At 36.4% G+C, this 13,878-nt stretch carries 11 protein-coding genes and 1 pseudogene; all 12 read right to left on the reverse strand.

Translation table 11 applies throughout. The features are described 5' to 3' along the window. Positions 1-25: 25 nt before the first annotated feature. The 12 genes and pseudogenes from ACZ1AQ_RS12785 to nirK all read right to left on the reverse strand — a co-directional run bounded on the left by ACZ1AQ_RS12785 (position 26) and on the right by nirK (position 13,809). The gene (locus ACZ1AQ_RS12785; RefSeq protein WP_489633276.1) at positions 26-1,075 is read right to left on the reverse strand and encodes an MFS transporter; all 1,050 of its coding nucleotides are present in this window, start codon (positions 1,073-1,075) and stop codon (positions 26-28) included. Between the two features lie 36 nt (positions 1,076-1,111). Beyond that, a complete protein-coding gene (locus ACZ1AQ_RS12790; RefSeq protein WP_489633277.1) occupies positions 1,112-2,704 on the reverse strand; it encodes an MFS transporter in 1,593 nt (530 codons plus the stop codon). Positions 2,705-2,782: 78 nt separating this feature from the next. Then, a complete protein-coding gene (locus ACZ1AQ_RS12795) occupies positions 2,783-4,255 on the reverse strand; it encodes an MFS transporter (protein ID WP_489633278.1) in 1,473 nt (490 codons plus the stop codon). A gap of 103 nt (positions 4,256-4,358) precedes the next feature. Continuing rightward, positions 4,359-5,627 (reverse strand): alginate export family protein, encoded by a 1,269-nt coding sequence (locus ACZ1AQ_RS12800; RefSeq protein ID WP_489633279.1) that lies wholly within the window; start codon positions 5,625-5,627, stop codon positions 4,359-4,361. Positions 5,628-5,765: 138 nt separating this feature from the next. Then, positions 5,766-6,548, reverse strand: a complete 783-nt coding sequence (gene ccsA, locus ACZ1AQ_RS12805; RefSeq protein WP_489633280.1) for a cytochrome c biogenesis protein CcsA — start codon at positions 6,546-6,548, stop codon at positions 5,766-5,768. Continuing rightward, positions 6,541-7,776, reverse strand: a complete 1,236-nt coding sequence (locus tag ACZ1AQ_RS12810; protein WP_489633281.1) for a cytochrome c biogenesis ResB family protein — start codon at positions 7,774-7,776, stop codon at positions 6,541-6,543. The genes ccsA and ACZ1AQ_RS12810 overlap by 8 nt, the downstream gene beginning before the upstream one ends. Continuing rightward, positions 7,766-9,244: an ammonia-forming cytochrome c nitrite reductase gene (gene nrfA / locus ACZ1AQ_RS12815; protein WP_489633380.1), complete on the reverse strand. Its 1,479-nt coding sequence runs from the start codon at positions 9,242-9,244 to the stop codon at positions 7,766-7,768. The genes ACZ1AQ_RS12810 and nrfA overlap by 11 nt, the downstream gene beginning before the upstream one ends. 37 nt (positions 9,245-9,281) lie before the next feature. Continuing rightward, complete coding sequence (gene nrfH / locus ACZ1AQ_RS12820; RefSeq protein ID WP_489633282.1) at positions 9,282-9,893, reverse strand: cytochrome c nitrite reductase small subunit; 612 nt, start codon at positions 9,891-9,893, stop codon at positions 9,282-9,284. A gap of 562 nt (positions 9,894-10,455) precedes the next feature. Further along, positions 10,456-11,091 carry an SCO family protein gene (locus ACZ1AQ_RS12825; protein ID WP_489633283.1) on the reverse strand — a complete coding sequence of 212 codons (636 nt, stop codon included), beginning with the start codon at positions 11,089-11,091 and terminating at the stop codon, positions 10,456-10,458. 27 nt (positions 11,092-11,118) lie between these two features. After that, on the reverse strand, positions 11,119-11,889 hold the full coding sequence (locus tag ACZ1AQ_RS12830; RefSeq protein ID WP_159686494.1) for a formylglycine-generating enzyme family protein: 771 nt from the start codon (positions 11,887-11,889) through the stop codon (positions 11,119-11,121). Between the two features lie 26 nt (positions 11,890-11,915). Beyond that, positions 11,916-12,239 (reverse strand): annotated as a pseudogene (locus tag ACZ1AQ_RS12835) (c-type cytochrome); the annotation flags it as partial. Positions 12,240-12,324: 85 nt separating this feature from the next. Continuing rightward, entirely contained in the window at positions 12,325-13,809 is a 1,485-nt protein-coding gene (gene nirK / locus ACZ1AQ_RS12840; RefSeq protein WP_489633284.1) for a copper-containing nitrite reductase, read from the reverse strand. Positions 13,810-13,878: the final 69 nt, after the last annotated feature.

A 13,878-nucleotide genomic window follows, 5' to 3' on the forward strand; every position in this document is an offset into this window, starting at 1 on the left:
CCGACTGTGCTTTTTGCTATAGTTTTTATCCAAACAAATTCCCTCCCGCTTGTCTTGCCTTCAAATGGGCTTGTGCCAATCGTGATCTTTTGCCTTCTGGGCTCAAATCCAAATGAGAAGTACCATCTTCATGCGAAAAATCGAATCCTAATTCTTCTGTAACCGTTTTCAAGTCTTGGATGTGTAATTTGGTAGCAAATTCTTCTCCAGTATGAGGACATACGGCCATACCCATTTTCATACCTTGTTTTTTATAGATATGTGCGCCAATTTGAGCGGGTCTTTGAATGATGTGAAAAAACTTTCCAAAGGGAATCCAAATCAAAAACAAAATCACAGTTACGGCATGTAAAACCGCCAAGAAATCAAAGGCGAATCCTTTCATGAATTGATACGAATAAGTCAAACCTAAACCTGTCACTGAAATAGCAATCAACAAAATCAGCGGCAATAAATCACCTTCAAAAGTTTGAGTAGCAATCAAACCGGGATTGGTCAAACGTCTTCTTAAATAATATAAAGACCCAAAAATTACTAAATAAGAAGACCAATTCAAGGCATGAAAAGTGAGAAACGCTATGATGGAATCGAGTTCAAAATCCATTACTTTAAATCCAAAGAAATAGGCTTCATAGGTAGAAATGGTATTGGGTGCCATAGCAAAGTGAATCCAACCGAAGGTGAGTGGAATAGTAATCAAAAAAGCAGAGGTACAACCCACGGCTATCATAAAATGCGCCAGCCAACGGTATTTTCCTCTAGGATAAATAAACTTTTGAAAAGCGATATTTTCAATAGACTCTTTGGTAGCAAACCAAAAATGAGAAAACACCTTTCCAGTAACCAAATACGTAATGCCTCTTTTGAAGTAAATCCAAGTGGGCGGTCGTTGCAACCACACCGAATAGCGATAGACAATTCCGAAAAAAGCGAAAACCGTTCCAAACAAATACGTAATTAAAGCCGCATCGAAATTTTGCAATTTTCTGGAACCAAAAAACACCAAAGCAATCATCACAATAGAGAGACCTGTTGCAATTAGTAAAGCTTTTGTATTGAGATTTTTATTTTTCATGGTATAACCTACTAAATTAATTACTCAAAATGTATACTAACTCGGTTTCTCGCAACCTTTTCTATTGTAGAACCACCAATTGATGACAGTAGCTAAGATACTAAATAAAATCAAGCCTATAAAAAACTGATTTACAGTACCGTTTGCGGTTAAATTATTTCCAATCAATTTAGAAAATATAAATGGACCGAAAGCCGCTATGGCAGCTGTCCAACCGATTACTCCTGCAGCCTGACGTTGGTTATCTGCAAATATGATAGGGTATTGTCTAAAGGTTCCAGCATTACCCACACCAGTAAAAAAGAACATTAAAAATATAACCCCTACAAACATTGGGAATTGATCTAAACTAGTTGGCGCAACCAGTCCTTGGGTAATTAAAACAATAGCGCCTCCAATAATCCCCACTCCTGTCAGCGTTGTCAATATAGCGCCTCCCACTTTATCAGCTACAAAACCAAAAGCCACACGGCTTGCAGAACCAATTAAGGGTCCATAAAAAGCGTACACTAAAGGATCGGGAGCGTTGGGAAAATCACCATATAAGAACTTAATCATTAAGGGAAATGCGGCGGATAATCCAGCAAATGTTCCGAAAGTCATGACATAAGTTATGGTACAATACCAAGTATGTTTGTTGCCAAAAATATCCAATTGTTCTTTTATAGAAGAATGCATCGGAATACTTCTGAGGTAAAACCAGCTGATAATCGATAAAATGATAAGAAATGGAACATACCAAAAGGCTGCCGATTGAATATAAATGGTTTTATTTACTACGGCCTTAGTATCAGGGCTCAACTGATTCATTATTTTTTCAGCTAATTTTGGGTCAGCATTCGCCATTACTTTGGCTTTTGCTTTTGCGGGTAATGCAACAAATAGAGTCGCATCATCAGTAGTACTCATCGTAGCTTTTACGGAATCTAGAACAGCGGGCTTTACGGAAGTCAACAAGGCGGTTTGTACTTGTGCATCTAATGCACTAAACACTTCTTTTTGCTTGCTTGGCTCTACAGTTTGAAAAACGGACAGCGCCTCTTTAGCATCAATACTAGTAAAAACAGCACTAGCGCCATAAAGACTAACACCCAAAATAAGCGGGGTAACAAATTGAGCCAAAGACACCCCAAAATTACCAATACCCGCTTGAATACCCAATGCGGTTCCTTTTAATCGTTTAGGAAAAAACAAACTAGTACTGGGCATGTAAGATGAGAAATCTCCTCCACCAAAACCACAGGTAAAAGCTAAAATAGCAAATACCCAAAAGGGAGTGTTGGTATCCATAACCGCAAATCCAATACCTACTACAGGAATCAATTTGATTAAAGTTGCCCATGCTACTACATGTCTTGTACCGAAAATTGGCAGAATAAAGGTGTGAATGATTCTAAGAAAACCAGCTGCTAAACCAGGAATAGCCACCAACCAAAACAATTCGTCTTTTGAAAAGGCAAATCCAAGTCCGGGTAATTTTACAGCAATGACACTCATCATGAACCACGAAGCAAAGGATAAGATTAATGAAAGTGTAGTAATGGTGAGTGTTTTCCAAGCGATTGCACTACCGGTGTTTTCCCAAAAGGCATTGTCTTCTGGTTCCCACTTGTCTAGCCATGTTTTCATATGATGTTCTGTTTAAGTTAACAATATTTTTTAAATAATTATTTTGAATGGTCTTTATGGTTATTCTAAAGGCTTTATTTACTCATGTTCGATATGTTTTGAAAATTGAGGGATTTGAACGCGAATGGCTTTGATAATGGTTTTGTGCATCCAAAGCAAACAAATCGTTGAAATAGCAAAAATGAAAATCCAAGAACTCGTCCACAGACCAGTGGTACTGAGCAAATACCCAAAAATAATGGGCCCAAAAAAACCACCCAAACCACCTATTAATCCAACCATTCCTCCAACTACACCCACTTCATTTGGAAAATACTCTGGAATATGTTTGTAAACTGCTGCTTTACCAATTCCCCAAGAAATCCCAATCAAAATGACTAAAACTAAGTATACCCACATGTTCGCTTCAAACTTAATTTGTGTGACCCCTTTAGCGATTAGTTCTTTCTTTTTGACCGCTTGATTCTGCTTCACCACAATTTCTTGCCAAGATGCTTTTTCAGGTAAAATGGCAGTTTTATCGTGTTCAACAGTTTTCCGAGGAATTACAGTATGTACGTTATTGTCAATTAGTATGGCACTAGAACTCACTTGGGTTACTACCCCACTTTCGGTAGCCAAAACACCTGGACCTGCGGTAAATATTTCCATTTTTGGAAACATCAATAAAAAGCTGATTACAATAGAGGAACCCAATACCCAATACATTACTTTTCGTGCCCCAAACTTATCCGATAAATACCCACCAAAAGCTCTGATTACACCCGAGGGCAAACTAAATAAGGTGGCAAACATACCGCCCATTACCAATGAAGTTTGGTAAACGTTCATAAAATTGGGTAACAACCATTGGGAATACGCTACAAAACATCCAAAAACCAAAAAGTAATACGCTCCAAAACGCCAAACACGCATCGATTGTAAAGGTTTTAGAAGATTTTTAAGCTCTTTAGCTTCAACAGCTGGTTTTTTATTTTTAGCCAAAAAGATAAAAAGCAATCCTATCACGACTAAGACTACACCATAAGTGACGGGCAACATTTTCCAACCCTCTGCAGGATTATCTTGAGAAAAATTTGTAAGTAAAGTGGGAGCTACAAAAGTTGTGATAGCGGCACCGGCATTTCCCATTCCAAAAATCCCTAAGGCTCTACCCTGCCAATGTTGTGGATACCAAACCGAAGTAAACCCAATGCCTACTGCAAAACTGGTACCCACCATCCCAAAAAGAAAACTCAAAACGGCAAAACTCCAAAAACTAGTAGCAAAAGGCAATAAAAACAACGGAATTGCGCAGAGTAGTAATAAAGTAGAAAAAACTATTTTTCCACCAAATTTATCCGTCAAAATACCAATTGGTAATCTAAATATTGACCCTGAAAGAATTGGAATTCCGAGAAGCCACCCCACTTCAACCACACTCCAGTTAAATATGCCTCTATCTACCAAAAAAGTAACTAATACACCATTAAGTGTCCAACAGGCAAAACAAATGGTAAAAGCCAGGGTATTTAGAAAAAGGATTTTATGAGATTGCGCTAAGTTATTCATAGAGAATGCCGTTTAAAATTTATGGTAAAACTTTAAAATCAGATAAAAGAACTTTACAAGTATCTAATTTAATCAAAAATATCTGTAAATCAGTTATTTAAATTTAATTCTTGTGCGTACTAAACAATTTTGGACTAAAAGACACCATTAGCCAAGCCCAATTATTGGCATTTGCAGCGTTAGTAACATTCTTTACTCGCTCTAAAGTAGTAGACGTAAATATTTGAGAAAATCCACCGGTAATTACAATGTCTTTTTGCGCTACATAAGACGCGGTCAAATCAATTTCTGTTCCTAAATAGCTATCCATTTGCTCCCCTTGTGCGTCAAAAACTTTATTGGGAGCATTGAAAATATGTGGTACCAAAGTAAATTGCCATTGCTTGTTTTTGTAATTTAATTTCAAATAAGCATCTTGTAAACCCACATTATTTTGATGATTTCCAACATAAAAATAGTCCATCAAACCGTTGAACGCATGATTAGTACCAAATAAGGGTGTAAAGGATTTTAGCTTCGTATCAGTATCATTTTGATCTTTTCCCGAAAGAAATTCATAGCCTAATCCTGCAGAAAAACTATCGACAATAGCATAATTTACATAACCTGAAGCATACCACGCACCAAGTTGCTTACCTACGCTTTGCCCTGTTTGTCCGTAAAATCCAAAATTAGCATCCCATTTTTTGTCTTTGAACGTTATGTACGTTCCAAAAGTTTGTTTGTAATCTACTTCTAAATCGTTTGAACTTTTCTGAAATTCGTAACCTGTATTTAAAAATAACAAACTCAAACCAACCTTTGTCCAATTATGGTGCAACCAAGCATATTGCATTGCTTTATAATTTGTAGTATAGGGTGTTGTGGGGGCTACCAAATTCTCAGCATTAGCATTTAATGCAAAACCTAAATCCAAAAGGCTATTCTCTTTTTTGTAGCTGATTAATGCTGCGTCGTGACTTTGCCCTTGTTGCAACCAATCAATTCCCCCCATAATCCTCTCGTTATCATAAGAAAGTACCTGTCTGCCTAATGTTGTGCTCCAATTTTCATTAAAATGGTATTTGGCCCAAGCTTCAAAAACAGCCAAACCATTTTTACCTGCTGTGGCCGTCGTAGCTGCATCGCCCCAAGTCCGAATGTCTTGAACACTTAATTTGGCGGTCAATCTTTCTTGGTGAAAAGCAAGATTCAATCGAGAACGTTGTGCAATAAACGAGGTGGCTTCCTCTGTATCTAAAAGAGGACTTTTAAAACCATTTCTGAATTCAAAACGAGGGCGTAATTGAAGATTTATATCAAATTCTTGTGCAATTGCATTGGCATTTACAACTATAAAAACAGTCAGTAATATTTTTTTCAAAGTAGTCATACACATATTTTTTTTATTTTATAACGATTCAAAGGTAGAAGATGTTTTTGTCCTTTATTATGATAAAAATCATTTTATGTTAAATTTATTAAAAAAATTACAAATTAGTATCTTTTTGCATTAAAAACCAACTCTAAATTAACTAGTGTAAGTATGCACACTGTTTTGAGCCGTAGGAAGATAGTTTACTCCAAACCAACATATTAATAATATTACAAAAGCAGATGCTAACAAGTACATCGCCTTTTTATCTTCTCTAGGATGGTAAAAACGATAATGAATGTAAAGGATATACCCAATCCACGTAAGAAAAGCCCAAGTTTCTTTGGGATCCCAAGTCCAATAATGCCCCCAAGCTTCTTTGGCCCACAAAGCCCCAAATAACAATCCTAAGGTCAAGAAGGCAGTACCAATGTAAACCAAATTATCAGCCATTTGAAGACTTCTCTCTGATGGTTGAATCAATTCTTTAATCGCTACAATACAAGAAACTCCGAGCGCAGCATATGAAAACAAATACACAATAACATGTGGTACAAACCAAGGACTTTGCAAAGCAGGCATCAGCGTTTGTGAGTACATGTCAGGATTAAAATAATTAAGTGTTAAGAAAAGAAACGCCATAAGAATGGTGTAAAACAAGATCCAAACATATTTCCATCTTATATAAAAAACGGTTCCGATAATGGGTAAAAACAAAGCATACCACAATCGTGTTTCACCCAAAGTTCGCATAGGAGGACGATCCAATTCTTGCCATAAATAAACAATAAAACCTGAAATAACAAGTATTGCTAAGACATTAAAAACCAAACCTAAGGTTAAAAATTTATTTGATTTTTTAAAGGATAGTAGCAGGAATATAATGGCAAAAAACCACAAAACACTACTGATATAATAAAAGGAGTTATAATCAATCATTTTTTTTAGATTTTACATTGCCAATAAAAAAGAGATAGATTGCCCCAGCAATCATCATAAATACACCCAAATATACTACGGGTAACCAAGGATCTTTTACCAATTCGATAGTAGACGTGGTCGAAAATTTTCCAAATCGGTCATCATAACTCAATTGATACATTTTCCAACCCATGACTTCGAAGGGTTTATTCACTTCCAAAACCGCAGCATACTCTTCTTTGTCTACGGTAAAGACTTTAATTTTGGAGCTAAACTTTTTAGGTTCTGGTTTAGTCAAAACCAAAAACTGATGATGATCTAAAGCTAAAGACTGTTGATCGTACAAAAATGTTCCTGATGCTAACCAACCTTTTTTATTAAAACCGGTAGTGGCATTGGTAACTTTTACATACACTGCAGGCGTTGCACCTTCTTGGTTAACGGCTCTATAGGTAGCATCAAACTTTACGGCGTCAGGAATATAATCTATGACTTCAACGGCATAGTTGTTTTCTAACACTACCTTCAGACCTTTTTTGACTAAAAATAAGTTTTTCCCTTTTTCTTTAATCAATTCTCCTTTTTGGTTGATCAACGCTAATTTTGGCGCAAATTCTTCCATAACAAAATCCTCCAAAACCAAAGCTATAGGCATGACAATAGCTTTATTATTCTCGTCATTGGCTACCCATGATATTTTCCCTTCTTTGAGTTCCATGGTATACCGAATCAAATCACTTGATCCAAAAATTCCGGCATTTAGAGCGATATATAACCCCAAATGATTGGCCAAAAACCCTAAATTAGAACGAAACCCTAAACTAATTCTCTTGATACTTACCATTAATAAAGCGGTAGAGAAAAAGAAAACTAGCAGTAAAAAATACCAGGTTTGGATTACTTTATTCAAACCCAACAGCGTAATAAAGGTTTCCTCTTGTTCGGGAACTTGAGGAATCGTCCCAATAAGCATGGTCAAAAAAAGCACCATCACGATGGATACCATAGAGGCTGGGATACGCGTAATCCAACGAATGGGTTTCGTACTTTTAAAAAGCACAAAACCCATTACACAAATAACAATATGTACAACAAAAGTGATCAGGTTAAAGGGCCATTGCAGGCTTAACTCTACAGACTTACCCAATAGAATTTGCAAAACAATTCCCAACAAGAGTAACGTAATCCCAACAATTATCGATTCTCTATACCCCCATGAACCTTCGTTCTTTGTTTTATTTTCCATATTTACTTTCTCTTTCCTTTGCCTTAGCATCCCAAGTTGGCAACACTTCTTTTTTCCATTTTTCTTTGTCGGCATGCAATTTTTTCATATTCAAACCTACGTATTCTTGCGCTTTAGCTTTAGTAGAAATATCAGGCATGGAAACAGGCGTTTTTTGACCTAAAGCAGCTAAAACTCTTGCTAATTTTACACGAGCCTCAATAGCAATTGCCAAACCAGAAGAAACCGTTCTTCCAATTTCAACAGGAGCATGAAAAGAAGCGCCATGACCTGCAGTGGCATAATCCCAACGCCATTGTGCGTGACGAATATCCATCAAGATATCTTTCATTTGAGCCTCTTTAGCTCCTAATTTCCAAGCTTGACCTGCCTCGATATGCGCTTTAACCAAGTTTTCTTCTAAAGAAGTTACGTTTTCCTTGATACTTTTTTGACGGGTATACACATCGTCAATTAACGAATTGGCATCATCTCTATGACAAACATTACAAGAATTTTGAACATTATTCAAAGGAGATTGTAAATGGTGATCGGTAAATTTCGTTCCGCCTTCTGTTTTATAAGGCATATGACAATCGGCACAAGAAACGCCTTTTTTGGCATGAATTCCCGTAGTAAATGTTTCGTAATCAGGATGCTGCGCTTTAATCATTTTCGCTTTACTTATCGGGTGTACCCAATCTTCAAAGCCTTTTTCGTCATAATATTTTTCGATGCTTTCAGCCGTCATTCCTTTTTTCCATGGGAAAGTCAAATAAGGAACTTTTGGGTTTTCAACCGTTTTTTTGTCAAAATAATATTCCACGTGACATTGGGCACATACTAAAGATCGCATCTCGTTATGTGTTGCTTTTTTGATATCTTTTCCTTGTTTGGCATACGCTTCAATCAAAGCAGGGCGTGTAATGGTCAAATTCATAGTTTTAGAATCATGACAATCGGCACAACCAATTGGATTTACAATTTCGGCTCCTAATTTTTCAAAAGGTGTTTTGTAAAATTCAGCTACTCCCTTCTCGGCCATAATACGCGGTACATCTGGGCTTTTACATGTCCAACATGTTCCTGGCATTCCTTTGGTTGTATCGTTTGGATACAAATTACCCGTACGAAGTGTATTGCGTATATCTTTGATTGCATAAGCATGACCTCGACCTTGAGTGTAATCTTTCGAAAAAGCGTAGCCTGCCCACAAAATTACAAGTTTTGGATTTTCGGCCAATTCATCAATCATGGCACTACCATTATACATACTTCTAAATGAGGTGTCTTGCGTGGCCATATAGGTCTCATACTGCTGCGGAAATTGATCTCCCCAAACGGCATTTCGAGGATCATTTTGGTCAATATCTTTTTTTTCTAAACCAGCAAAACTAGATTCGTATTTGCGCTCGATGATTGAAGTGGCTAAGATTCCTAATACAAATACGATTAGGATGGTACCGATAAGAAACGACCAATTTCTTATGTTTCTTTTTTTGATTGGATCCATTTGATAATTCTATTTATTTATTTTTTTTTGTTTTTTTCTCTTCTAATTGTTTTGCCAACCATTCTGGCATTTTATCATCCTCTTCGGTTGTTTTTTTTCCTAACATAGAGGAAGTAGACAAACTTTTGGTTCTACCGTGAGGCATTTCTCTATGACAATCCCAACATTTTCTATCGGTTCGATGTACATCATAATCTGCCATCAATCCCGATTGTTTCGGGTTTTTCAATTGTCGATCATGACAACGAATGCAATTTTCCTTTACTACCTTCTGACCAGGTTCGTGCATGATGATAGCTTCGGGTTCTGTTCTTGTAGTGAACACAAAAGCATGATATAAACCATCTTTTGCTTTAAAAAAGTATTTGTTAAAAACATTGTCATGAGGTACGTGACAATCATTACAGGTTGCTTTTTTAGCATGCGAAGACACCAACCAAGTGGCATACTCACCATTCATTACGTGACAATTAATACAAGCCTTTGGATCATCAGAGGCGTAAGAGGCCACGTTACCAATTTTTAGCATGTACAATCCTAAACCGATTATTATGCCCATAAGTAAAAGCACTGCTGGTCTCCACTCTGGCGGCGGATACATTCTTCTAATCCATCTTGCTTTCATAATTCACTTATTTACTTTATATATACTTGAGAATTTTCTACAACAAAAATAAAAAGGACAAGCCTGTCTTTTTATGATAAATATCATACTCAAAAAAAATATTAAGTTTTTTTTAAGACTTTTAAGACTATACTAAAAAAGAAAAACTAGAATCTGCATCTAGTTTAAATGCAATTTCTAGTTTTTAACAAATTAAATAATTAAGCCTAAATAGGATAGTACAGAAAACCATAAACAGAGGTTCTACTAAGAAGTGTGTGGGTAAAATATTTCACTACGAATTATACGAATTATCACAAATTCAATCATCCAAAAATTTGAATAACACTAATTTTAAGGTTTCATCAAGATTTGTAAATTTAAAACACGCTATCCTTCGTGTAAATTAGTGCAATTGTTTCACCTGTTTGCTTATGCTTGAGTCGTGGCTAACTTTTTTTAAAAAAATTATTTCAAAACCCACTCAATTCTTTGTAGTACCAAAAACATATTACATAAATCTTACGGCAAAAATTTTAAATTATGTACCTCTTATTGCTGTAGTTTATTTTACAAATTCATCTTAATGTTCAGCCTCCTCAATAATTTTATTAACCGTGGCGTCGGAATTCACCCCTAACCCTTCTTGCTGAAAAACAAGTTCACCTTGAGTATTAAACACACTAATAATATTAGAATGAGAGAAATCTATAGGAGAAACTTTTTTGTAATTAACGGCTAATACTGCGGCAAACTCACGGGTATTCTCTTCAGAAGACCTAAGAAAAAGCCATGGTTTGGCATCCATTTTATTTTCTATTGCAAAAGCCTTTAATCGTTTTGGAGTATCCACTTTTGGATCAATACTCACCAAAATGAGTTGCACCTTGTCTTTAATTTTGTTAGGTAAGCGACTTTCTATGTTTCTCATATCGGCAACGAGTCTAGGGCAAGCTGCTTTACAGGAGGTGTAAATCATGACCATAACCAAAACTTTGCCTTTTAAATCTTTCATCTCCATATTTTGACCCTCTTGTGAGGTCCATTGTGAAGGCAAATTATAGATAGACAAATCTGAAATTGGTTTTTCTTTGACAACAGACTCCTTTTTTTGACAACTTTGCAAAGAAAGAAAAAACAATAGAAGAGGTAATGCTAAAATAGAGGATCGGTTCAATAACACCCTCGTTTTTTTGTGATTGAATAACAATAATTTCATTTTGAAACGTTTTTATAGATTTGGATACTACTTATCTTTAGCACATCTAAAACCTAAATTCTTAGTTGTATAATTTGCCTTGAGGCTCCCCCTAAAAGCGTAACGCATAAAAGCGGCATAATTCATCAAATCGGTAGCATTTACCGAACCGCTTCCGCAAAAGAGATTTTTATCGGTAGCTTTATCTTTTCGAGACTCACCAGAAAGAAAAATACTGTTGAAGTCGGCTGTCCATTCCCAAACCAAACCATGCATATCATACACTCCCCAATAATTTTTATAGGTTTTCCCTATCGGATTTAAATAGGTTTTGGGTTTTTCGTACCAAGACATAATGTATTTATTAAACTCCTCTTTGGCACGGGCATCGATACGTTTTTCATCAGCCATAGCAACATATTCCCATTCGTCCATAGTAGGCAATCGTTTCCCTTGACACTCGCAATATTTTTTGGCAGCAAACCAAGAAACATTAGTCACAGGAGCGTTTTCCAAGTTATTTTTACCATAATTATAATCACCTTGCCATTGATAGAGATAACTTTTGTCGGCAAAAAGGGCTTTCATTTGAGAACGACTATAGGCTGGATTTTTTTTTACAAATGCAAGATATTGCGCATTGGTAACTGGATATATATCGATACTAAAAGAAGCTACTTGTACTGGTTTTTTTGAAGTTGTACCATAGAGGGGGACAAAAGCCCCCCTATTTATGGTAGCCATTTTTACATTTTGAGCATAAAAAGTATAATCAATGAAGAATAAAATGAAGATAAATATTTTTTTAAAGGATATCATTGAAAAACATTTTTGCTGGATCTGTATTATTTTCTTTGGGCTTTTACCATAGCTGGTGTAACCACTGTTTTATTATTACCCCAACTTGCATACACATAAGTCAATGCATCTGCAATTTGTTGATCGCTTAACGCTTGTGCTGGCATCGCTCCACTGAATTTTTTTCCGTTTACTGTAATAGGTCCTGATAGTCCTTTTACTACTCCTTTTATGGCGCGATTAACATCTTTGTTCAAATAATCTGATTTGGCCAACGGAGGAAATGCACCAGGAATTCCCTGACCTGTTGGCTGGTGGCAAGCCACACAAACTTTGTCATAAACTCCTTTTCCCTTGGCTGCATTTTGAGCAAAACCATAGCAACTTACCACTAGCATAGCTGCACTTAAAACATACTTTTTCATTGAATTAATATTTAGATTATAAGATTACAAATTAGTGAGCTGCCGTTTGCTTTGGAGCTGGTTTTGCCCTAACTGCTTTAACTTTGGCAGGAGTCACAACCGTTTTGTTGTTGCCCCAACTACTATAAACATACGTTAATACATCGGCAACTTCGTCGTCGGTTAAGTTTTGACTTGTCATTACATTGTTAAACTTCTTGCCGTTTACAACTACCTCACCACTTAATCCATGCAATACAGCACTAATTGCTCTATCAGGATTAGCATTCAAGAAATCAGACTTGGCTAATGGAGGAAATGCATTTGGGACTCCCTGTCCTTCGGGTTGGTGGCAAGCAAAACACGTTCTACCATACAATTCTTTACCTGATTTAATTTGTTCAGGAACTGTTTTTGCAGCTACTTTTTTGGCAGTTCCGTTTTCTTTAGGCATGTTTTGAATGGTTCCGCCTTCAGGCAAATAGATTCCTTCTTGAGTCGTACCTGAATAGATTTTTTTGTTTTCTTCCCCTTCTACTTTTAACATTCCCAGAGCTCCTTTATTGAAAGCTCTAAAGATAGAGTGGTCAACCAAAATAAATGTCCCAGGAACATCAACTTTAAATTCAACAATAGCAGAACCACCAGCTGGAATAAGGGTTGTTTGAACATTCTCATTAATCATGTCCCCTCCTTCTATATGTACTTTGTCAAAAATCTCACCAATTACGTGAAAAGAAGAAACCAAGTTTGGACCACCGTTACCCATATAGATACGTACTGTTTCACCTACTTTGGCAGTAATGGCTTTGTCACCAGCAACAGCACCCACTTTTCCGTTGAAAACCACATAATCAGGTTGTTCTTTGATGGCTTTATTCATATCAAAGGGTTGAGATCCTTGTTCTCCATAGGCCCCTTTGGTATAAAAATCACCTTGCATGATGTAGTATTCTTTATCAACAGGAGGTAATCCTCCTTCTGGCTCCACCAAAATCAAACCATACATTCCGTTTGCGATGTGCATTCCAACGGGAGCTGTAGCACAATGGTACACATATAAACCAGGATTTATAGTTTTAAAATTGAATACTTTTTCATGACCTGGAGCAACCAGTGAAGAAGTTGCACCACCACCTGGTCCTGTTACCGCATGCAAGTCAATATTGTGTGGCATTTTATTATCGGGATGGTTTTTTAAGTGAAACTCTACTTCGTCTCCCACTCTAGTTCTGATAAAACTTCCAGGAACCGATCCACCAAAAGTCCAATAGGTATATTTTACACCATCGAGCATTTCGCCTTCTTCTTCCTTAATTTCCATGTTGACTACCAATTTTGTGGCAGCGCGATCTCCTACAGGTTTTGGCACAAAGGGTGGTGCAGTTAGTTCTGCTTCTTTTTGTCCTTCAATTTTTATATCATGATAATCTTGAGCTTCCTTTTCTTTTTTAGAACAAGAAAAAAAGAAAAATAACGCCATAAAAAGCAATGGGAGTAATCGATAACGATTGCGAATACTAAAATTTGTTTTCATTTTTTGGGTTGTAAAGGTTTGAGTTATAATAAAGGATAAATTCATCCTTTATTGTAAATGTAAATTTAA

The organism is Flavobacterium sp. UM26 (assembly GCF_057922445.1).

Bases quoted from the DNA above. Each gene is read 5' to 3' on its own strand.
- ACZ1AQ_RS12785 (WP_489633276.1), bottom strand. From the start codon at position 1,075: ATGAAAAATAAAAATCTCAATACAAAAGCTTTACTAATTGCAACAGGT.
- ACZ1AQ_RS12790 (WP_489633277.1), bottom strand. From the start codon at position 2,704: ATGAAAACATGGCTAGACAAGTGGGAACCAGAAGACAATGCCTTTTGG.
- ACZ1AQ_RS12795 (WP_489633278.1), bottom strand. From the start codon at position 4,255: ATGAATAACTTAGCGCAATCTCATAAAATCCTTTTTCTAAATACCCTG.
- ACZ1AQ_RS12800 (WP_489633279.1), bottom strand. From the start codon at position 5,627: ATGACTACTTTGAAAAAAATATTACTGACTGTTTTTATAGTTGTAAAT.
- ccsA (WP_489633280.1), bottom strand. From the start codon at position 6,548: ATGATTGATTATAACTCCTTTTATTATATCAGTAGTGTTTTGTGGTTT.
- ACZ1AQ_RS12810 (WP_489633281.1), bottom strand. From the start codon at position 7,776: ATGGAAAATAAAACAAAGAACGAAGGTTCATGGGGGTATAGAGAATCG.
- nrfH (WP_489633282.1), bottom strand. From the start codon at position 9,893: ATGAAAGCAAGATGGATTAGAAGAATGTATCCGCCGCCAGAGTGGAGA.
- ACZ1AQ_RS12825 (WP_489633283.1), bottom strand. From the start codon at position 11,091: ATGAAATTATTGTTATTCAATCACAAAAAAACGAGGGTGTTATTGAAC.
- ACZ1AQ_RS12830 (WP_159686494.1), bottom strand. From the start codon at position 11,889: ATGATATCCTTTAAAAAAATATTTATCTTCATTTTATTCTTCATTGAT.
- nirK (WP_489633284.1), bottom strand. From the start codon at position 13,809: ATGAAAACAAATTTTAGTATTCGCAATCGTTATCGATTACTCCCATTG.